The following is a 20,478-nucleotide window of genomic DNA, read 5'->3' on the forward strand; positions in this document are numbered from 1 at the left end:
TTTGGTCGCTCCTTACCGTGTGAACGCTTGGACGTTGCCCGCGTCGACATTGATGATATTGCCCGTGGATTTGGCCGAGAGATCCGAGGCCAAGAAATAGGCGGCTTCCGCGATATCTTCGGGCAAGACCGACCGCTTCAACATAGAGCGCTCGCGGTACATTTCCTCAAGCCCCTCTTTGTCGGTGCCATAGGTGCCCGCACGTTGGTCGAGCCATTCGCCTTGCCAGATTTTGGAGCCCCTGAGCACCGCATCGGGATTGACGACGTTAACGCGCACGCCAATTGGCGCGCCTTCCAAGGCCAAACAACGGGCCAGATGAATCTCGGAGGCTTTAGCGGTGCAATAGGCCGAGGCATTTGGCGAGGCAGCAAGGCCATTTTTGGAGGCAACGAAGACAACTGCGCCGCCCATGTCTTGGACCTTGAACAGTTTGAAGGCTTCGCGGCTCACAAGGAAATAGCCCGTCGACAGGATCGCCATGTTTTTGTTCCACAGATCAAGTGAGGTGTCCTCAATCGGGGCCGAACTGGCGATGCCCGCATTGGACACCAAGATGTCGACACCGCCAAATTCAGCGGCAACCTCGGTGTAGGCCGCAATCACCGCGTCCTCCTGGGTGACGTTCATATTGACGGTGCGCACGACGTCTGCCGAGTAACGGTTCGACAGGTTTTTAGCCGTGTCGGCCAAGGCCGCATCGTCGATATCGGCGAGCATCACGCAAGCGCCTTCGCGCAGGTACCGCTCCGCCGTTGCCGCACCAATGCCGCCTGCCCCGCCCGTGACAAACGCCACGCGGCCCGCCATAGATTTTGGCGCAGGCATCCGTTGCAGTTTGGCCTCTTCCAAGAGCCAGTATTCGATGTCAAAGGCTTCCTGTTCAGGCAGCCCTTGGTAGTCCGAGACGGCATCCGCACCACGCATCACGTTGATCGCATTGACGTAGAACTCGCCTGAGATGCGCGCGGTTGCCTTATCCTTGGCGAAGGTAAACATGCCAACACCGGGGACCAGATAAACGACCGCATTGGGGTCGCGGATCGCGGGACTGTCGGCGCGTTTGCAGCGGTCGTAATACGCTTTATACCCTTCACGATAGGCAGCGACGGCATCAGCGAGGCCTGCCAGTGTCGCATCAATGTCGGGGTTTGCGGGGTCAAAATCCACCACGAGCGGGCAGATTTTTGTGCGCAGGAAATGGTCGGGGCAGGATGTGCCAAGAGCGGCCAAACGCGGCATGTCGGTCGCGTTTACGAATTCCAGCACGGCGTCGTTGTCGGTGAAATGGCCGACCATATGCTGTTGACCCGAGACCATGCCGCGAATGGCAGGCATAAGACGTGCCGCCACAGCGCGGCGTTGATCTTTGGGCAGGCTTGTGTGACGGGGTCCGCCAAAAGCAGGCTTGCCCGCCGTTTCTTTTTCAAACCAATCCATTGCGGTCTGAATAATCTGCAAGGTTAGCTCATAGCATTCCTGAGCGTCATCAGCCCATGTGAAAAGCCCGTGACTTTCCAACACAACGCCTTTGGCATCCGGATTTTTGGCACAGAAATCAGATAACCACAGACCCAGCTCGTAGCCCGGTTTTTTCCACGGCAACCACCCGATGGTGTCGCCGAAAATCTGTTTGGTCAGTGCCTTGCTATCCTTGGCCGCTGCGATTGCGATGATGGCATCGGGGTGCATATGGTCGACATGTTTCGCAGGGACATAAGCATGCAGCGGCGTATCGATGGAGGCCGCGCGGGGGTTCAAATTAAAGGTACAATGCGGCAGGAAGCCAACCATTTCGTCCTCAAATTCGACGCCACGGTAGATACCGCGCAGGGCGTTGAGCTTGTCCATATAGAGGGTGGAGAAGCCGTCCATTTTGATCGACCCGACGTCACCGCCCGATCCTTTGACCCACAAAACCTCACAAAGCTCGCCTGTGAGAGGATCTTTTTGCATTACTTTAGCGGAAGTATTGCCGCCGCCGTAGTTGGTAATTCTTTTGTCGGACCCCAAAAGATTGGACCGATAGAGCAATTTCTCGGGCTCGCTCATGTTGGCCGCGCGGGAAGTATCCCATTTATTTTCAAGGTTTTTCGTGGTCTGAGAGGGGGTCATCTTTATCTCCGTGGGCACCGATTCATTGCGATCTCGCCCCTATAAGCTGACTTGGAGACAGACCTAAGTCAATCACTTTCGATCATCTTCAGTCATGCTGCAATGCAGAATGACTGAAGATGACAATAAATGATTGACAAAGTGTCGCGACTCGCTCCACCCTGACAAACGAAACGAGGAAGACCCATGCACGAAAAAGACCGCCACCGCGTTATCCTGTCCGCCGTTCAAGACCGCTCTTTGGTCACGGTGGTCGACCTATGCGCCCTCACAGGGGCATCCGAGGCAACAGTGCGCCGTGACATCAATACGCTTGACGAACAAAAGCGTCTGCGCCGAGTGCGCGGAGGGGCCGAAGCCTTAGCCGCCGCGCCGTTCGGTAATCTTGCGGGCCGTCCGTTTTCGGTCAACGAGACGATGAATATTGCAGAAAAACGCGCCATTGCCGCCGCTGCTGTCGAGCTGTGCGAAGACGGCGATCCGATCATCATCAACGGCGGAACCACCACATTTCAGATGGTTCACCCTTTGGCTACCCGTCGGTTGCAAGTGTTCACCAACTCGTTCCCTATTGCCGAGCATCTGCTCAAAAACTCGCGCAACACCGTGTTGCTGTCGGGTGGCATTATTTACCGCGAGCAAAACATCATCTTGTCGCCGTTCGACAATGACGTGACGCGCAATTTCTACGCCAAACGCGTGTTCCTCGGGGCGCAGGGCATCGGGCCTTTGGGCATGATGGAACAAGATCCGCTGCTGATCCAAGCCGAACAAAAACTGATCGGTCAGGCCGATGAGTTGATCATTCTGGCGGACAGTTCGAAGTTTTCCAACCGTTCAAGTCTGGTGCTTTGCCCGCTTGACCGGATCGACACTATCATCACCGACGACAGCATAGATGACCGCAATGCGGCCATGCTTGAGGCGGCGGATGTCAAACTGATCGTGGTGCCGAAAGGTTCCGCGCAGAAAGAGGGGGTGGCGTCCTAGCCAGCCTGATCGAAACCACTCCAGGGAGGAAACCATGAGTGTACTTAAGAAACTAGTCGCGTCCGCCGCAATGGCCAGCGCACTGCTTGCGACCCCTGCTTTCGCACAAGACGACGTGCGCATTGCATTGGTCGTCAAAGCACTTGGCATCGGGTTCTTTGAGGCCGCCGCAAAAGGCGCTGAAGAAGCCGCCGATGAATTGGGCAATGTCGAGATTATCTACACGGGTCCGACCGACACAACTGCCGAAGGCCAGATCGAAGTGATCAACGCCCTCATCGCGCAAAATGTCGACGCGATCGCAATCTCCGCCAATGACACCGACGCCCTCGTGCCTGCGCTTCAACGCGCCATGAAACGTGGGATCACGGTCATCAGCTGGGATTCCGGCGTTGCCCCCGAGGGTCGCCAATTGCACCTGAACCCCTCGTCCAACCCGCTGATCGGCAACATGATCATCAAATTGGCCGCTGATCACCTGCCCGAAGGTGGTGAAGTTGCATTGCTCTCTGCGACAACAACATCCACCAACCAGAATATCTGGATGGAAGAGATGAACAAAGTCATGGGCAACTACCCAGGCATTGATGTTGTTGCGACAGTTTACGGTGACGACCTCGCTGACAAATCCTACCGTGAAGCCACAGGCCTGATGCAGTCCTACCCCGATCTCGATGCGATCATCGCGCCGACGTCCGTGGGCATCGTGGCCGCCGCTCAAGCCGTGGTTGACGCTGGCAAAGTCGGTCAGGTGAACGTGACGGGTCTTGGTCTTCCGTCCGAAATGGCGGGCGCAATTGAAAGCGGAGCATCGCAATCCTTTGCGATCTGGAACCCTATTGATCTGGGCTACTCCGCAACAATGTTGGCCTATGAGTTGAGCCACAATGACGTCGAAGCCGCCCCCGGCGCAGAGATCCCAATGGGGCGTATGGGCACATTGACGCTCGACGACAACAACGAAGGCGCAATGGCTGATCCATTTGTCTACGACGCGAGCAACATCGACGCGTTCAAAGACATCTTCTAATCACGCCTTGGACGGGTCCGGCGCACAGATTGCGTCGGGCGCGTCCCTTGCCCCTTAATTTCCCCGATTGAAAGAGTGCTGACATGACGACGCGCAACGCGCCAGCCAAGTCTCCCGTTGTGTCCATGGACGCAATCACCAAGACGTTTCCGGGCGTAAAAGCCCTCGATCAGGTCAATCTTGATCTCTATGCGGGTCAGGTCACGGCCCTTGTCGGTGAAAACGGCGCGGGCAAATCGACCACCGTGAAAATCCTCACAGGCATCTACAAAACCGACGGCGGCACGATCCGCATTGACGGCGGCCCCGTTTTCTTTGGCTCCCCCAAAGATGCCGCCTATGCGGGCATCACGGCGATCCACCAAGAGACGGTGTTGTTCGACGAATTGTCCGTGGCTGAAAACATCTATATCGGCCACGCGCCGCGCACACGGTTGGGCCTCATTGATACTGCGCAAATGCATCGCAATGCCGAAGTCTTGCTCAAAAGCATCGATGCGCCGTTTAGCTCGCACACCCAATTGCGCGAGCTTGGCATTGCCAACAAACACCTCGTCGCCATTGCGCGCGCCCTTTCGGTTGATGCGCGGGTGGTGATCATGGACGAACCAACGGCGGCGCTTTCACATAAAGAGATTGAAGAACTGTACGAGCTGGTTGAGACGCTCAAAGCGCAGGGCAAGGCGATCCTCTTCATCAGCCACAAATTTGACGAGATTTTCCGTATCGCAGATCGGTTTACCGTTTTCCGCGATGGCGGGTTTGTGGCAGATGGCAAAATCGCCGACATCAACGAAAACGAATTGGTGAATATGATGGTTGGCCGCTCGGTCGATCAGATTTTCCCAAGCCGCGCCATGAATGCGGGCGAAGAAGTGCTCAAAGTGGTTGGCTACTCCCACCCCACAGAATTTGCCGACATCACCTTTACCCTCAACCGTGGTGAAATCCTCGGGTTTTACGGGTTGGTTGGTGCGGGGCGGTCCGAGTTTATGCAATCGCTGTTCGGGGTAACAAAACCGTCCAAGGGCATTTGTCGTATCAATGGCAAACTCAGCGTGATCCGCTCCCCCGCCGAGGCCGTGGAGGCAGGTATCGTTTACGTGCCCGAGGATCGCGGCAAACAAGGTGCGATTATTGGCCTCCCGATTTTTCAAAATATCACACTTCCCTCACTGAGGCGCACATCAAAATCGGGCTTTTTGCGCTTGGCCGAGGAATTCAAATTGGCCCGCGAATATGCTGAACGGTTTGATCTGCGTGCGGCGTCATTGGACCAAGATGTCGGCAACCTGTCGGGCGGAAACCAGCAAAAGGTCGTGATTGCCAAATGGCTCGCCACGCAACCACAGGTGATCATTTTGGATGAACCCACAAAGGGCATCGACATCGGGTCCAAAGCCGCTGTGCATGAATTCATGGCCGAACTCGCCGCTCAAGGGCTCTCGGTCATCATGGTCAGCTCTGAAATCCCCGAGGTGATCGGCATGTCAGACCGCGTGATCGTGATGCGCGACGGCCGGATCGCCGCCGAAGTGGCCTGCGACGACCTCAGCCCCGAAACCTTGGTCCGCCACGCGGCGGGCATTGTTGATACCACCGCTCAAAAGGAGGCCTAGAATGTCGCGCTTTATTCCCGTTCGTGAAACCATCCTCGCCAGTGCCATTTTACTCCTCATGGTCTTGATCGCGTCGCGGTTTTCGGGGTTCGTCGCTCCGTCGAACCTTGCCAATGTGTTCAACGACACCGCGCCGCTTATCATTCTCGCCCTTGGCCAGATGGTGGTGATCCTGACGCGCTGCATTGATCTGTCGGTGGCAGCAAACCTAGCGCTCACGGGCATGACTGTCGCCATGATCAACGTGGTTTTCCCGACTCTGCCCATCCCCGTGATCATCGCCATCGCAGTGCTGCTCGGCGCCGCAATGGGGGCGATCAACGGGCTCTTGGTGTGGAAACTGTCGATCCCGCCGATTGTGGTCACTCTTGGCACAATGACCATTTTCCGCGGCATTATTTTTCTGATTTCGGACGGGAAGTGGGTCAACAGCCACGAGATGAGCGCGAGCTTTACGGGCTTTCCCCGCGCACTGATTTTGGGACTGCCCGTTTTGTCGTGGGTGGCCATCGCCACCGTCGTTATCTTTGCCATTATGATGTCGCGCACACAATTTGGCCGCTCCATCTTTGCCGTTGGCGGCAACCCGCATGCGGCCGTTTACACAGGCATCAATGTCGGCAAAACCCAGTTCTGGGCCTTTGTGGTCTCCGGCGCTTTGGCGGGTCTGACGGGCTATCTTTGGGTCGCGCGCTACGCCGTGGCCTATGTCGATATCGCGGGCGGGTTCGAGCTTGAAGTGGTCGCGGCCTGTGTCATCGGCGGCATCTCCATCGCGGGAGGCATCGGCTCGGTTGGCGGTGCGGTGCTTGGCGCGATCTTCCTTGGCGTGGTGAAAAACGCCCTGCCCGTGGTCAACATTTCGCCGTTCTGGCAGCTTGCCATTTCAGGCAGCGCCATCCTGATCGCCGTTGCGTTCAACGCCCGCGCAGGACGCGCCAAAGGCCGCATCATCCTCAAATCTGACGAGACACCCATGGGGGCCGCCCAATGACCGATACCGCTCAAACCCGCCATATTCCTGACCGTCTCCACAGTCGCGCCGCGCGCATTTTTAAAAGCTGGGAGGCCTTGCTCCTCGCGGTGGCCGTGGCGATTTTCATCGTCAACAGCTTCACCTCGCCCTACTTTTTGAGCGCGTGGAACCTGAGCGATGCGACATTCAACTTCACCGAAAAGGCAATGATCGCCTTTGCCATGGCGCTTTTGATTATCGCGGGCGAGATTGACCTGTCGGTTGCATCGATCATCGCACTGGCCAGCACCGCCATGGGCCTTGCCGTTCAATATGGCGCGGGCACATCGGAACTGGTCGTAATCGGCCTCTCCGTGGGTCTGTTGTGTGGCGCGTTCAACGGCGTGTTTGTGACCATACTCGGCCTGCCGTCCATCGTCGTGACCATCGGCACCATGAGCCTGTTTCGCGGCATCAGCTATATCATCCTCGGCGATGAAGCGTTTCGCGGCTACCCGCCAAGCTTTGCATGGTTCGGCCAAGGCTACATCTATTGGGTGTTCACGATCGAGATGCTGTTGTTCGTCATCATCGCCGTGATCTACGCCGTGTTGCTGCACAAAACCAATTTCGGGCGCGCCGTCTATGCCATCGGCAACAATCCCACGGGCGCCTTGTTTAGCGGCATCCGCGTCGCCCGCGTCAAATTCATCCTGTTCCTTTTGACGGGTCTGATGTCTGGCGTCGCCGCCATCTGCCTGACCTCACGCCTCGGCTCAACACGCCCGAGTATCGCCACAGGAATGGAGCTTGAAGTCGTCACCATGGTGGTCCTCGGCGGGGTGAATATTCTCGGCGGATCGGGCACCATACCGGGGGTCGTCATCGCCGCCTTTGTCATGGGATTGGTCACATTCGGCTTGGGCCTTTTGAACGTCCCAGGCATTGTGATGTCGATCTTTATTGGCCTGCTGCTGATCGGGGTCATCGCCCTGCCCCGCCTGTGGACCCTTCTTGCGCAAAGGACCACACGATGACCCAACGCCACGTCTTTCGCATGCGCCTGAACGCAGGCATGGCCGCCGAATACAAACGTCGCCACGATGCGATCTGGCCCGAGCTTGTCACCTTGCTCCATGATGCAGGGGTGCGCGACTATTCCATCCACCTTGATGAGGCGACGCATCTGTTGATCGGGGTTTTGATCCGCGACGACGATCACCGCATGGACGATCTTGCCGATCATCCTGTGATGCAAAAATGGTGGGCGCATATGGCCGACATCATGGAAACAAGCGCTGATAATGCGCCCGAGACCGTGACCCTTGAGCCATTGTTTTACATGCCATGACCACGCGACCACGTCATATTGCCGTGATTGATATCGGCAAAACCAACGCCAAACTGGCCTTGGTTGATCTCGACACGCACACGGAGATTGCCGTGGTCACGCGGCCCAACACCGTTTTGGCAGGCCCCCCTTGGCCGCATTTCGACACCGAAGGGCATTGGGCGTTTATTCTGACCTCCCTCGCCGCCTTTCACCGTGATCACCGCGTCGATGCCATTTCCATCACCACCCACGGCGCGAGCATCGTTCTCTTGGACAAGGATGGCGCACTGGCCGCACCGATCCTTGATTACGAGCATCCGATCGCGGCGGATATCGCTGCCGATTACGACCGCCTGCGTCCCGCATTTGCGCAAACAGGCTCGCCGCGTCTGGCCAATGGTCTCAACGTGGGCGCGCAACTCCACTATCAATTCGCGCAAGACCCCGCGCTGCGCCAGCGGACCCGACACATCATCGGCTATCCGCAATACTGGGGGCATCGCCTCACCGGCTGTTCCGCCAATGACGTCACCTCAATCGGCTGTCACACCGACTTATGGAACCCTTATGCGGGCACATTTTCCGATCTGCCGCACCGCCTGGACATCACGGATAAAATCGCCCCTGTGCGCAAATCCACCGACATCCTCGGGCCGATTTTGCCGCAGATTGCCCAGCAGACGGGGCTGCCCCCGCAAACGCCCGTGGTCTGTGGCATCCACGATTCAAATGCCTCGCTCTATCCGCATTTGCTCACGCAGGACACGCCGTTTTCGGTGGTCTCCACGGGAACGTGGGTCATCGTGATGACGGTCGGCGGGGCACATCCCGCCCTCGATCCCGACCGAGACACCTTGATCAACGTCAACGCAAAAGGCGACGCGGTGCCCTCGGCACGGTTTATGGGCGGGCGCGAATTCGAACTGATCCAAGACGGCGGGGCCACCGAGGCCACCGCACAAGACGCCCAAGAGGTGTTGGACCGCGACATGATGCTATTACCGTCGGTGGTGTCAGACTCTGGTCCGTTCCAAGGTCGAAAAATGGCGTGGAAAGGCAATGAGCCTGCGCGGGGTTCCGGGCCGCACTATGTGGCCTTGTCCTACTATTTGGCGCTGATGACCCAGACCTGTTTGCAGCTCACGGCCGCAAACGGCCCGACCATTGTCGAAGGGCCATTTGCCCATAATCCCCATTTCCTAGCGATGCTAAGCGCCGCCACGGGCCGCACGGTTCTCAAAAGCCAGTCGCAAACAGGAACCAGCGTCGGCGCGGCCCTATTGTTTGGCGATTCCAAAGGGATCGTCACACCAACAGCATTCACACCCGCCGACAACATTCCTGATCTAGTGGCTTATGCATACGCATGGCAACAGCGCGTGAATGAAGGTGGGGCCTCCAAGTAGGGACGGCTCAGGCTTTGTTGTATTTGGCATCAACTTCATTGATTGCAGCAACATTGCCTGCGGAGCGACCGTTGCTGTCGAAAGCGGCTTCAAGGAAGGCAGCGGCAATGTCTTTGGCCAATTCACTACCGATCACGCGCGCGCCCATTGTGATAATCTGGGCGTTATTGGAGGTCGCGGCTTTGGCGGCGGAATAGGTGTCGTGGCACTGCGCGGCGCGAATTCCAGGCACTTTGTTGGCGGCGATTTGCACGCCGATGCCGGTGCCGCAGACCAAAATGGCGCGATCATATGTGCCCGCCATTACAGCCGTGGCCACGCGGTCGGAGAGATTGGCGTAAAAGGCATCAGGGCCAGCGTCCGTGCGCGAAATTTCGGACACCTCATAGGTCTCTTTCAAATGTTCGGCCAAGATTTTTGCCAGACCTTCGCCCGCGCTATCGCCTGCAATTGCAATTTTCATGTGACGTCCTTTCAGGATGTGAGGGCCGCAGAACACGTGGCCAGAATGTCGAGATAGCCCTCGACGGCCCATGCAGAGCGCCCGATAAAGAGCCCGTCGATATGGGGGCATTGGATGAGTTCGGCGCAGTTGTCGGGGTTGACCGACCCGCCATAAAGGCACGGAATTTTGCGCCCCAAAACCTGCTGTGCGACTGCGATAATCTCGGCTTGGCGCTCATCAGCGTAGTCGGAGGTGGCGGGAATACCGTTCGCGCCGATGGCCCAGACAGGTTCATAGGCCAACAGGATCGGGGCGGATTTTTGCGCGGGCGTCAGATAGTCCAAGGCTCCGCGCACCTGAGCAGCCAGAACGTCCTGTGCCAGCCCTGCCTCGCGCTCGCTCAATGTCTCGCCGATGCAAATCAGCGGGATCAATCCGTGACGCACGGCAGCGGCCGTTTTGCGCCCGACGGTGTCATCGGTTTCGCCAAAATGTGTCCGCCGCTCGGAGTGTCCAAGCTCGACAATATCCGCGCCACAATCGGTGAGCATGAGCGGTGAGATTTCTCCCGTCCACGCGCCTGCATCTTCCCAATGCATATTCTGTGCACCGACTTTCACCGAGCTCTCAGCAAGGCGGGAAGTCACATCGGACAGCGCGGTAAATGGCGGGATGACAAAACGTTGAATGCGCGGGTCGCGGGTGGCATCTGCGGCGGCAAGTGCCTCGGCAAACTGCTGCGCCTCAGCACGTGTTTTGTTCATCTTCCAACTGGTGCCAACCCAGAAATCAGCCTGCGTCATGTGGGGCCCCTTTGGTCTATCCGCCGCGTTTCGTGAGATGTGATAAGACGGGCTAAAATCGGGAAATCCCGAGTCAGGCCGCCTAGGTTCCATCCCTAGTTGCAACATGACACGTCACAAAAATAACTTCAATAGTGTGATTTTGTGATTTTAAATGTTACGAACGGCGCCCCACTGCGTTTACATGAGGTGTTCGACGTTGGGCGCAGGGACAAATCGCCATGCGCGACGCGGGCCCGCCATTACATTGAGGTAATACATCTCGAACCCGTGCGGCGCACCGCAAGGATGATGCCCGCGCGGGACGCAAACGACGTCGTGATTATGCACGGCCATGGTCTCGTTAAGGGTCAAATCGTCGGTGTAAACGCGTTGAATACCAAAGCCGTCCACGGGATTGAGACGGTGGTAATAGGTCTCCTCAAGGTAGGTGATGCGCGGATAATCGTCCTCGTCGTGGCGGTGGCTCGGATAGCTCGACCAGTTGCCCGCGGGGGTAAAGGCTTCGGTGACGAGCAAGCTGTCGCAGTAGTCTTCGTTCTCCATCGCGATGTTGTTGATGTGGCGCGTGTTGCTACCCTCGCCGCGCTGCGTCAGTGTGATCCCGTCGGGTCCGATGCGCCGCGCCGCGTGGCCCGATTTACCGGGTGCTTTACAAATGGCGATGGTGCACTCCGTCGTGGCCGTGGCCTCCCATGCCGCATCGTTTGGCACATAGAGGCAATGGGGGGGGCGTTTTCTCGAACACGTCCATCCGCTCGCCCAATTCGCCCCAATCGGTGCCCGCCGCCATCACAGTGGCCTTTCCCTCAATCATCACCAAAATGATCTCTTGGCCGCCAGTGTGCTCAGATACACATTCACCCGCCCGCAGACGGTAGTCGTCATCAAGCAACCAACGGAATAAACAACGGAATAAATCCACCTCGTGCACAAAGGTGTCGTGGATCACCATCGGCATTTCGTATTGAATAGGAACTGTGGGGCTGCGATGTGCGGCATGCACCATCAATGGCGCGCCCGTTTGGTTTCCACCGCCGATTTAAGCGTCGACGATATTCGACGCACCCTGCACAGTTGTGGCAAGTGGCTTTTCACAAAAGCACGGTTTACCTGCCGCAATCGCCGCGAGAACATAGACCTCATGGGTCGATCCCCTCACACGAGGGTCGCATCCACGTCCTCTGCCGCGATCAATTCCTCGCCTGTGGCATAGACCACGGCATCAAGGGCCAGATCAGCCTGCACCGATTTTGCCGCATCTATCGCGTAATCGGACAGGGCCACAACGCGCGCACCTGCGAGTTTTCCCGACGTCTTGCGGTAATCGCCTACCATGTTTTTGTGGCAAAGACCGCGATATTGCGACCCGCGCCGGGGTTTTGGTCGTAACCCTCATAGGCGCAATCAAAGAGGTTGCCAACTTCCGCCGAGACGCGGAAGCTGTCGGACACTTGCGCACTCACCGCGAGGTTCAAGGTGGCGTATCCACCGCCAAGGCTCGGACCATCCATCACCCCGTCTTGGTCACGCATCCCTGCGCCGCTCGCGCCGCGCATAAACACATCCCAATCGCCCGCCATGTTCCATGCATCCCAATCGCCCTTGACGCCGAGGCGCCCCGACACACGTGGCGTGCCGCTATCGTATGTGGAAAACCCGTTGGCATAGGTGATCTCGCGGCGCATCAAAGCAAGCGATGCATAGGGCGTCACCGCCCCGAGATTGTATTCGCCCTGAAGCTCGAGACCGTAGGCCCGCGCTTCATCGACGTTTTCCCAAACCGCCGTGCGCCCCGTGATGACCTTGGCGATATAGTCGTCGCTCTTGGTGTAAAACAGCGTCGCATCAAGCTGCCCTGCCCCACCGTCATAGCGCGCCCCAAGTTCAAGCGTGGTCGCGGTTTCGGGTTTCAGATCTGGGTTGCCGTAGGTGGTGTTGGAGCCGCCGACCGTGGTCAGGAACAATTGGCTCAGGGTCGGATAGGTGTAGCCTTGGCTCAGGTTTGCCCGCAAGGACAGCGCGTCGCTGCTGCGCCACACCAAACCCGCAGCGCCCAAAATGCCACTGTCGGAATTGGACGACAGCGGGTTGTTCACCCCATCCGTGGACGAGGCATCAAGAGACGCGGACACATTGAACCAACGCGCGCCAACCGTCGCGGTAACGGCGGAGGACAGGTCCATTTCGTGCTGACCATAAAGCGCAAGCGTCTTGATCCCCGCCTCGTCATGGCCAACCCGTTGAGAAGCTGGCGGCGAGGGCACGACCATATTGGTGATCCGCGTCGTCGTTGTTTTGTCCGTGACCACTGCGTCATCAACGTATTCAAACCCGAACACCGTGCGGCTCGTTGGTCCAAACGACAATTCGACCCGTCCGTTGAGACCCGTCGTCTTTTGCGCATCTTCCGAATAGGCATTGATATCAACAAAAACAGGGAACCTTCCCTGCGAAATATCGCTGTCAAACACGCGGTCAACGGTTTGGTAGAACGCGTTCAACGCGACCTTGTCCACCACAGGCGACAGGTTTGTGGCCTCATACGACAGCGCCACTTTGCGCAGATTGCGCTTGGGCAGATCAATAGTGAACCCGTTTTGTTCGGTGAAAACTTCAGCACCCAGATCAAAGGCCATCGCATCAATCGCGAAATAGTGGTTGTCCTTGGTCCAGCCCATGTGAGCGGACAGGCTTTGATCCTCACTCGACGAGGGATCAAGCGTCCCGTTGGGTGTTTCGCGGTCGCCCTGTTTGGACGCACCGAAACTCAAACGGTAGTCTAGTTCCCCTGCCCCTGCGGCGACGGTGCCAGATATGGTGTTGGACGCGCGCCAACCCTTGGTGGCTGAAAAATAACCCGCTGTTGTGGTCATCTCGAACGGCACGGGCGTGCCCTTTTTTAGGATGATGTTGATCACCCCGCCAATCGCCGACGACCCCGTTATGACGGACGACGGCCCGCGCACCACTTCGATCCGCTCGATTGTGCTCGGGTCCACCATAATGGGTTGCCCGTAGTTGGAATGGTCGGTGAGCTTTTGCCCGTTGATCAGTACGGCGACCCGTGCGGCGGTTTCGCCACGGATCGACACGCGCTCAATGCCCTCCTCGGACACCTGTACACCGGGCACTTCGTTGAGGAATGACGCGACAGATTTGGGGGCGATCCGCTTCATCTGGGTCTCGCCCTGCACGGTGAGGCTCGCAGGGTTGTCCATCACTTGCACCGCAAATCCCGTGCCCGTCACGGTGATCGCATCCAGTTCGAACACCTCTTCGGCCCATGCCGCACCGACGCTCAAAACACCCGCCGCACAAAGCGCCGCCGCAGAAGTCAGCCGCCACATAAACACGTCCGTTTTATTCATCATGCTCATTTTCACTGTCCCGTAATCTCTGCCTATTGGGCCTGACGCGACTGTGCGGCAAAGGCTGCGTGAGATATTTGACCAAAATCAACCAAAGAGCGCTTTCCTGCTGCTGCGCCCGTCACACCCGTTTGCATATGGAAACATTCGATTCTAGAGTCCCGAAATACGCGAACAAAAACAGGTTTCTCGATATGCGCCCCGACGTCGAAATGATTGCACGCCGCTCCTTGCTGTTTGCAAACGCACCTGATTTTCTCGTGGATACTTTGCTTGAAAATGCACATGTCACCCAACATGCGCGTGGCAGCACAATCTTTTTACAAGACGATCCTGCTAGTGCCATTTACATCGTCGCCAACGGGTGGGTGAAACTTTACCGTATCGCCGCTAATGGCACCGAAGCAGTAGTCGGCGCCTTCACCAAAGGGCATTCATTTGGCGAAGCTGTTGCCCTGCGATCGGACACTTATCCCGTCTCCGCCGAGGCCGTCACCGATTGCGAGTTGGTACGGATCGACGCCGCTGCTTTGCTGCGCTTGCTCGAAGAAAACCCCAAAATCGCCATAGCAATGCTCACCGCAACCTATGCCCACCTGCACAACCTCGTCGCACAGGTTGAACAGTTGAAATCGCGCACGGGTCCACAGCGCGTGGCCGAGTTCTTGCTCGACCTTGCGCCGTGTGAGATTGGATCATGCGAAGTCACCCTGCCCTACGATAAAGTTCTGATCGCGGGGCGTCTGGGCATGAAACCCGAAAGCCTGTCGCGGGCCTTTGCCAAGCTCAAAGATAAGGGTGTGAAGGTTCGTCAAAACGCCGCCGACATCAAAGACATCGAAGCCCTGCGCGCCTATGCCGAGGATGATCCCGCTGCGGGGTGGACGCGCTAAGGCGCGGCCATAATCAGCACAAGTGCGACCGCCGCCCAAAACACGACCACGGTCGTCATGCCCGCCAACATGCGCGGCGCTTGGTAGAGATCAAGATACTGCGCCAAGATCACCCGCGACTTGATCAACGCCAAGCCCATCAAGGCAGGGGCAATCCAAATCGCCGACCCGTGCATCACGGCCAACAGCGTCGTGAGCACGCTGGCCACCACCACAATCCCCCATGCATAGATCAATCGTTTCATAGCGACCCCAACAGATAAATGACGGGAAAGAGCATGACCCAGACCAGATCAACCATGTGCCAAAACGCAACGGCGGCGGAGACCTCCGTGGCGCGTTTGCGCCATGCGACCAAGAGCAACAAAAAGATCCCCGCCACAACATGCGCGGCGTGAAAGCCCGTCAAAAGGTAGTAGAATGTAAAGAACGGGTGGCTCTCTGTGGACAGGCCCGACGCGATCAAACTGGCCCATTCATGCGATTTCAACCACAGAAATCCGACCCCGCCCAGAGCGGCAAGCACCAAGGGCGCGGAGCGATTTAGACGCATGCCCACAGCGGCAAAAAAGCCGGATGTGACCAAAAGGATCGTGCCCAACCCCGCCGCCACGGGGTACAAATGGCGCGCGGCTTCGGCAAACCCGTCGACATCCGAAATCCGCACCGCCAAAAACGCCCAAAGCCCTGCGCCGAACACCAACATCTCCGAGACGATCAAAACCCAGACCATCAAATCATGTGGAAGCTGTTCGCCCGTCTCGTCTGGGTCAGCCCTATCAACCGTGTGTTCTGTCATTTAACGCTCAACAATTTGCGCGTAGATGCGGGGCAAAGCCTCGCTCAGACGCTCGGGATCAGGGACAAGCGCATAGCCGCCTTGCCCGAAAATACGCGGGAACCACGCTTTGCCGTCGCGGTCCACGGCAATCCCGAACACCGCATGACCGGCGCGACGCGCTTCCATCACGGCCTTGCGACTGTCTTCGATCCCGTGGCGCCCTTCGTAGTGGTCCAAATCGTTGGGCTTGCCATCGGTGATCACCAACAACAGCCGCCGCATGTGGCCTTGCTCGGCCAGTCCCGTGCTCGCGTGACGGATCGCCGCCCCCAGACGGGTGTAAAATCCGGGCTTGAGCGAGGCAATTCGGGCTTCCACGCCCGCGCCCATCGGCTCGTCAAAGGCTTTGGCCTCGGCCACGAACACGCGGTCGCGTTTGATCGAGGAAAACCCGTTGATCGCAAAGGCATCTCCGCAAGCGTCCAAGCCCCACGCCAGTGCTGCAAGCGCCTCGCGTTCAATGTCGATGACGGGGCGTGCATGCCCGCGGTGGCACGTCACGATGGCCTCGGTCGAGCGCGACACGTCGAGCAAAATCGACACGGCGAGATCGCGTTTGAGCGGACGGTTTTGCCGCCACACCCGCCCGTCGCTCTCGCCCGTTGCGGCGAAATCCGCCACGGCCCGCACGGCGCGTTCGCTGTCCAACTCGTCGCCATCCAAATGGCCTGAGGTCGAAATGAGCGACGGGCGCAGCGCTTCAAACTGTCGTTTCACGGCGCGAATACGTTTGCGCGCCTCATGGTCGAACACGGCCTCGGCGGTGGTATCCGCCTCAATCCGGTGCGCCAGAACACGGGTATGATCGGGCAAATAGACGCCGCGCCGCACATCCCATTCGGGATAGGTCACTTTGGCGGAAATCCGTTCAATGTCCGCGTCTTCGGGAGCAAGATCCAAGTGAAGCCGCAACCGTGTCGCGGGGGCTTTCTTGATCTGCCCAAGGCCAATTTCCTCTTGGTCATCGGCGGATTTTTTGGCGTTGTCCTCGTCATCATCCTCAACGCGGCGGTTGAGATTGACGAATTGGGCAAAGCTCAAAATGGCTTCGAACTTGTGCAAGATCAGACTGTCTTTGCGCTCGATCTGATCGGAGCGGTGACGCCGCGCACGGCGTGGTTTGGTGTCTTCGTCCTGGCCTTCATCCTTGGCCAGTTCGGCCTGTTGTGTTTGGACCGCATCGCCCACCGACAGGGTTTGCACCCGCGGCTCCACCCAGATCGGCACAGGCAAAAACGGACGGTATTTGCGCGGCGCACGCCAGATAGAATAGTCGCCGCTTTGCACGCTGTCCCACATCTTTTGCGCCTTGTCCGAGAGCGTCACATCGGCCCCGAGCATCAGGCGGATCACCTCTTCGACGGCACGTTCGGCCTGTGGCAGCGACGGCGTGGTGCGCCCCGCAAGCAAGAGCGTACACAGCTCGGTATAGAGCGCGCGCAAACCCGGTGCATCCAGATGGGTTTGGATCAGCGCGGCGCGCACATGCGACAGCACCATCAGATCACTCACCAGCGGATCGTCGACCTGCGCAATCGGATCTGTGGCCGCGCCAATCGCGGCAAGCCACACATAGGCGGCGGCGTTCATTTGCTCGGTAGGAAACACCGCCAAGGACGACGGCAAGCGCAGGGCGCTCCCGTCAAAACTGGCGCGTGGCAGTTCCTCGGCATAGGTCCCAAGAGCGCGTAGGCGCGACAGACGGTGATGCGATTGCTCGTCCGAAATCGGCTTGATCTCGACCGATGGATCACCGCCCATCCCGCGAAAGAAAACAGCCAACCGCCCATCGATCAGGGACAGATCGGAACGGGCTCCCTCATACGCCTCAGGCGCATCAAAGCGGCTGGCCCATTTGTGCCATATCTTCCCAATCGTTTCTTCGGGTTCCCATGGCTCAAATTCAATCTTGCCCATTACCGGCCTCACCCGAAAACGGCAGTGACAAGATCGAGGAGCCCGCGTTTCGTGTCCGCATCATCGGTGAGCGGTTCAATCATCGCGGTTTCAATCGCCCGCTCAATCGGCATTCCGCCTGCAATGAGCGTGGCGGCGTAGACGACGAGGCGGGTGGATACACCCTCTTCGATGTCTTGCCCTTTCATGTCGCGCAACTTGTTCGCAAGACGCACGAGGGGCTTGACGCGATCCTCGGACAACCCGCTCTCAGCGGCGACTACAGGGATCTCCAACTCAGGGGTCGGGAAGGCGAAATCAAGCGCCAGAAACCGCTGACGTGTCGACGGCTTGAGGGTCTTTAGGATGTTCTGATAGCCAGGGTTATACGAGGCCACGAGCATGAACCCTGGCGCCGCAGCGATCTCTTCGCCCGTGCGGTCAATCGGCAAAATGCGGCGGTCATCGGTGAGCGGGTGCAACACCACGGCCACGTCTTTACGCGCTTCGACCACTTCGTCGAGATAGCAAATCGCCCCTTCGCGCACCGCGCGGGTGAGCGGCCCGTCGACCCAAATCGTTTCCCCACCCTTCAGCAGGTAACGCCCGATCAGGTCGGCCGCCGAAAGGTCATCGTGACAGGCAACAGTATAAAGAGGAAGGCCCAAGCGGGCCGCCATATAGGCGACAAACCGTGTTTTTCCGCAGCCGGTCGGTCCTTTGAGCAGGATCGGCAAATCGTGTTTTGCGGCGGCCTCGAACACGGAAACCTCGTCACCCTGCGGAAGGTAGAAAGGGGCGTCAGCCACCCCTTCCGATGTGTGATTGATATCCTTCATAATCATCATTCCGCGGCTGTATCGACAGGTTTCCCGGCCGCAATGATTTCACGACGTGGCACCATAATCGCGTAGATGAAGAGCAAAGCGCCCAACACCACCGCGACACCAGAGCCAAAGCGCATCACAAAGAAGATCCAAAGCTGATCCTGCACGTCCATGAAATACTCGCCATTGACGCGCTGCAGGTGGGTTTGAACCGTGCCTGCAAATGTCAGCGTAAAGGTCATGAACAACATGCCACCTGACATCAGCCAGAAGGACGCCATGTTGAGCACTTGGTTGTAAGGATCACGTCCACGCAATTGCGGCATCGCGTAAGTGATGATCGCAAGGTTGAGGGCCACGTAGGCTCCAAAGAACGCTAGGTGGCCGTGAGCCGCCGTGATTTGCGTGCCGTGGGTATAGTAGTTGATCCCGTGAAATGTATGCAAGAAGCCCCAGACACCTGCGCCAAAGAAAGCAAGCACAGCGCAGCCAAGCGACCACAAGAGAGCGGCTTTATTCGGATGATCGCGGCGCCCTTTCCAGACCATGACAAAAGCAAAGGCCATCATGCCAAAGAAGGGGACAACTTCGAGCGCCGAGAAGATTGACCCTATCCACTGCCAGTAGCCCGGTGTGCCGATCCAATAGTAGTGGTGGCCTGTGCCGAGGATGCCCGAGAAGAGCGCAGTGGCGACGATGACATAGAGCCATTTCTCCACAACTTCGCGGTCCACACCCGTCAGCTTGAGCATCAAGAATCCGAGGATACCGGCCATAACCAATTCCCACGTGCCTTCGACCCAAAGGTGCACAACGTACCACCAGTATTGTTTATCAAGCGCTAGGTTGGAGGGGTTGTAGAAGGAGAAGAGGAACAGCAGCGACAGCCCCCACAGGCCGAGCAACATGATGTTGGTGATCGCGGTCTTGCGCCCTTTGAGAACCGTCATCGAGATATTGTAGAGGAAGATGAGAGCGGCCACGACGATACCCGCCTTGACCCAACGGGGTTGCTCAAGGAATTCACGCCCCTCTTTTCCCAAAAGGAAATTCCCGTCAAAGAGATTGAACAGGTAGGTAAACACAACACCCGCAGTTCCCAAGATCATTATCGCCAGTTGGAGATAGGCCAATTTGGTCGAGTGGATTTCGCGCTCTGATTCCTCTGGGATGAGGTAGTAAGCGGCACCGAAGAAGCCCAGTAGCAACCACACGATCAATGAGTTGGTGTGGAGCATACGGGCAATGTTAAACGGCAGGAGTTCGGATAGGAAATTTCCATCCACATAGATCCAGCCCATGATGAGGCCAAGAGAGACCTGAACGGCGAATAATGCCATGGCAGTCACGAAATAGGCCATCGCGATTTTTTGGGTTTGGTATTTCATTTTATGTCTCCCTTAGCCCGCATCATTCGGAGGCCAGTCCTGATTGCGGATCGCATCGGTCCACAGCAGGAAATCACTGAGCGCACGGTATTCTTCGTCGGTCAGTTCAAAAAATGGCATTTGGCGACGGTCTTCGATGCCTGTTGGCATGGCCATCATCCACCCCTTCAACCCTTCAAAAGCGGCCTCGGGATCGTCTGTCACATCCCAACGGGTCATCACGTTTCCAAGCTCAGGCGCAAAATACGCACCCTCGCCCAGAATTGTGTGACAGTTCACACAGCCGTGTTTTTCCCACAGATGCTTTCCCTCAATAACCGAGGACGTCAGCGTATCGGCATCGGTTGAGGTGTTTCGGATATAGATATGGCTATGCACTGATAGCCCCAGAAAGATGAGAATAAAGAACAGTGATCCGCCATAAAAAATATTGCGGGCCATGCTCTTGGTCATGATTTCGCGCATGGCGCGGTCTCCTTGACTGAGCAGTTACGGTGCTCTTCGATAACGACGCCGTTCGCGCGCATCCTTAACGAAAGTCAATTGCTGGAGATAATCGGTTAAAA

The 20,478-nt window shown here is 57.6% G+C and carries 20 protein-coding genes and 1 pseudogene; 8 read left to right on the forward strand and 13 right to left on the reverse strand.

Annotation, left to right across the window (positions count from 1 at the left end):
* Positions 1–12 precede the first annotated feature (12 nt).
* Positions 13–2,115 (reverse strand): bifunctional rhamnulose-1-phosphate aldolase/short-chain dehydrogenase, encoded by a 2,103-nt coding sequence (locus tag ACN0TS_RS06175; RefSeq protein WP_417258463.1) that lies wholly within the window; start codon positions 2,113–2,115, stop codon positions 13–15.
* A gap of 186 nt (positions 2,116–2,301) precedes the next feature.
* Between ACN0TS_RS06175 and ACN0TS_RS06180 the strand changes: the two genes are divergently transcribed.
* The 7 genes from ACN0TS_RS06180 (at position 2,302) to ACN0TS_RS06210 (ending at position 9,448) form a co-directional block, all read left to right on the forward strand.
* A complete protein-coding gene (locus tag ACN0TS_RS06180; RefSeq protein WP_417258464.1) occupies positions 2,302–3,105 on the forward strand; it encodes a DeoR/GlpR family DNA-binding transcription regulator in 804 nt (267 codons plus the stop codon).
* Positions 3,106–3,139: 34 nt separating this feature from the next.
* Positions 3,140–4,135, forward strand: a complete 996-nt coding sequence (gene rhaS / locus ACN0TS_RS06185) for a rhamnose ABC transporter substrate-binding protein (protein WP_417258465.1) — start codon at positions 3,140–3,142, stop codon at positions 4,133–4,135.
* A gap of 83 nt (positions 4,136–4,218) precedes the next feature.
* On the forward strand, positions 4,219–5,754 hold the full coding sequence (locus ACN0TS_RS06190; protein WP_417258466.1) for a sugar ABC transporter ATP-binding protein: 1,536 nt from the start codon (positions 4,219–4,221) through the stop codon (positions 5,752–5,754).
* Position 5,755: 1 nt separating this feature from the next.
* Complete coding sequence (locus ACN0TS_RS06195) at positions 5,756–6,748, forward strand: ABC transporter permease (RefSeq protein ID WP_417258467.1); 993 nt, start codon at positions 5,756–5,758, stop codon at positions 6,746–6,748.
* The gene (locus ACN0TS_RS06200) at positions 6,745–7,746 is read left to right on the forward strand and encodes an ABC transporter permease (RefSeq protein WP_417258468.1); all 1,002 of its coding nucleotides are present in this window, start codon (positions 6,745–6,747) and stop codon (positions 7,744–7,746) included. The genes ACN0TS_RS06195 and ACN0TS_RS06200 overlap by 4 nt, the downstream gene beginning before the upstream one ends.
* Complete coding sequence (rhaM, locus tag ACN0TS_RS06205; RefSeq protein WP_417258469.1) at positions 7,743–8,060, forward strand: L-rhamnose mutarotase; 318 nt, start codon at positions 7,743–7,745, stop codon at positions 8,058–8,060. The genes ACN0TS_RS06200 and rhaM overlap by 4 nt, the downstream gene beginning before the upstream one ends.
* The gene (locus ACN0TS_RS06210; protein WP_417258470.1) at positions 8,057–9,448 is read left to right on the forward strand and encodes an FGGY-family carbohydrate kinase; all 1,392 of its coding nucleotides are present in this window, start codon (positions 8,057–8,059) and stop codon (positions 9,446–9,448) included. The genes rhaM and ACN0TS_RS06210 overlap by 4 nt, the downstream gene beginning before the upstream one ends.
* A gap of 7 nt (positions 9,449–9,455) precedes the next feature.
* Here ACN0TS_RS06210 and ACN0TS_RS06215 read toward each other — a convergent pair whose 3' ends face one another.
* The 6 genes and pseudogenes from ACN0TS_RS06215 to ACN0TS_RS06240 all read right to left on the reverse strand — a co-directional run bounded on the left by ACN0TS_RS06215 (position 9,456) and on the right by ACN0TS_RS06240 (position 14,076).
* Positions 9,456–9,911 (reverse strand): RpiB/LacA/LacB family sugar-phosphate isomerase, encoded by a 456-nt coding sequence (locus ACN0TS_RS06215; protein ID WP_417258471.1) that lies wholly within the window; start codon positions 9,909–9,911, stop codon positions 9,456–9,458.
* Between the two features lie 11 nt (positions 9,912–9,922).
* On the reverse strand, positions 9,923–10,696 hold the full coding sequence (locus tag ACN0TS_RS06220) for a triose-phosphate isomerase (RefSeq protein ID WP_417258472.1): 774 nt from the start codon (positions 10,694–10,696) through the stop codon (positions 9,923–9,925).
* A 180-nt stretch (positions 10,697–10,876) separates the two neighbouring features.
* Positions 10,877–11,630, reverse strand: a pseudogene (gene iolB, locus ACN0TS_RS06225) (5-deoxy-glucuronate isomerase).
* A 108-nt stretch (positions 11,631–11,738) separates the two neighbouring features.
* A complete protein-coding gene (locus tag ACN0TS_RS06230) occupies positions 11,739–11,858 on the reverse strand; it encodes a Gfo/Idh/MocA family oxidoreductase (protein WP_417258473.1) in 120 nt (39 codons plus the stop codon).
* Complete coding sequence (locus ACN0TS_RS06235) at positions 11,855–12,034, reverse strand: hypothetical protein (RefSeq protein WP_417258474.1); 180 nt, start codon at positions 12,032–12,034, stop codon at positions 11,855–11,857. The genes ACN0TS_RS06230 and ACN0TS_RS06235 overlap by 4 nt, the downstream gene beginning before the upstream one ends.
* Positions 12,028–14,076, reverse strand: a complete 2,049-nt coding sequence (locus tag ACN0TS_RS06240) for a TonB-dependent receptor (protein ID WP_417258475.1) — start codon at positions 14,074–14,076, stop codon at positions 12,028–12,030. The genes ACN0TS_RS06235 and ACN0TS_RS06240 overlap by 7 nt, the downstream gene beginning before the upstream one ends.
* 185 nt (positions 14,077–14,261) lie before the next feature.
* Between ACN0TS_RS06240 and ACN0TS_RS06245 the strand changes: the two genes are divergently transcribed.
* Complete coding sequence (locus tag ACN0TS_RS06245) at positions 14,262–14,960, forward strand: Crp/Fnr family transcriptional regulator (RefSeq protein ID WP_417258476.1); 699 nt, start codon at positions 14,262–14,264, stop codon at positions 14,958–14,960.
* Here ACN0TS_RS06245 and ACN0TS_RS06250 read toward each other — a convergent pair.
* The 6 genes from ACN0TS_RS06250 to ACN0TS_RS06275 are packed head-to-tail and all read right to left on the reverse strand — an operon-like array spanning position 14,957 to position 20,377.
* The gene (locus ACN0TS_RS06250) at positions 14,957–15,205 is read right to left on the reverse strand and encodes a nitric oxide reductase F protein (protein WP_417258477.1); all 249 of its coding nucleotides are present in this window, start codon (positions 15,203–15,205) and stop codon (positions 14,957–14,959) included. The two genes, ACN0TS_RS06245 and ACN0TS_RS06250, sit on opposite strands and share 4 nt — an antisense overlap.
* Positions 15,202–15,759, reverse strand: coding sequence for a cytochrome c oxidase subunit 3 (locus ACN0TS_RS06255; RefSeq protein WP_417258478.1), 558 nt, complete (start codon positions 15,757–15,759; stop codon positions 15,202–15,204). Before ACN0TS_RS06255 ends, ACN0TS_RS06250 begins: the two co-directional genes overlap by 4 nt.
* Positions 15,760–17,718 carry a nitric oxide reductase activation protein NorD gene (locus tag ACN0TS_RS06260; protein WP_417258479.1) on the reverse strand — a complete coding sequence of 653 codons (1,959 nt, stop codon included), beginning with the start codon at positions 17,716–17,718 and terminating at the stop codon, positions 15,760–15,762. It abuts the gene before it with no gap.
* An 8-nt stretch (positions 17,719–17,726) separates the two neighbouring features.
* The gene (locus tag ACN0TS_RS06265; RefSeq protein ID WP_417258480.1) at positions 17,727–18,536 is read right to left on the reverse strand and encodes a CbbQ/NirQ/NorQ/GpvN family protein; all 810 of its coding nucleotides are present in this window, start codon (positions 18,534–18,536) and stop codon (positions 17,727–17,729) included.
* A 5-nt stretch (positions 18,537–18,541) separates the two neighbouring features.
* Entirely contained in the window at positions 18,542–19,912 is a 1,371-nt protein-coding gene (locus tag ACN0TS_RS06270; protein ID WP_417258481.1) for a cbb3-type cytochrome c oxidase subunit I, read from the reverse strand.
* A gap of 12 nt (positions 19,913–19,924) precedes the next feature.
* Positions 19,925–20,377, reverse strand: a complete 453-nt coding sequence (locus ACN0TS_RS06275) for a c-type cytochrome (RefSeq protein WP_417258482.1) — start codon at positions 20,375–20,377, stop codon at positions 19,925–19,927.
* Positions 20,378–20,478 lie beyond the last annotated feature (101 nt).

This window comes from Celeribacter sp. (genome assembly GCF_048266405.1).
In the GTDB taxonomy this organism is placed as follows: domain Bacteria; phylum Pseudomonadota; class Alphaproteobacteria; order Rhodobacterales; family Rhodobacteraceae; genus Celeribacter.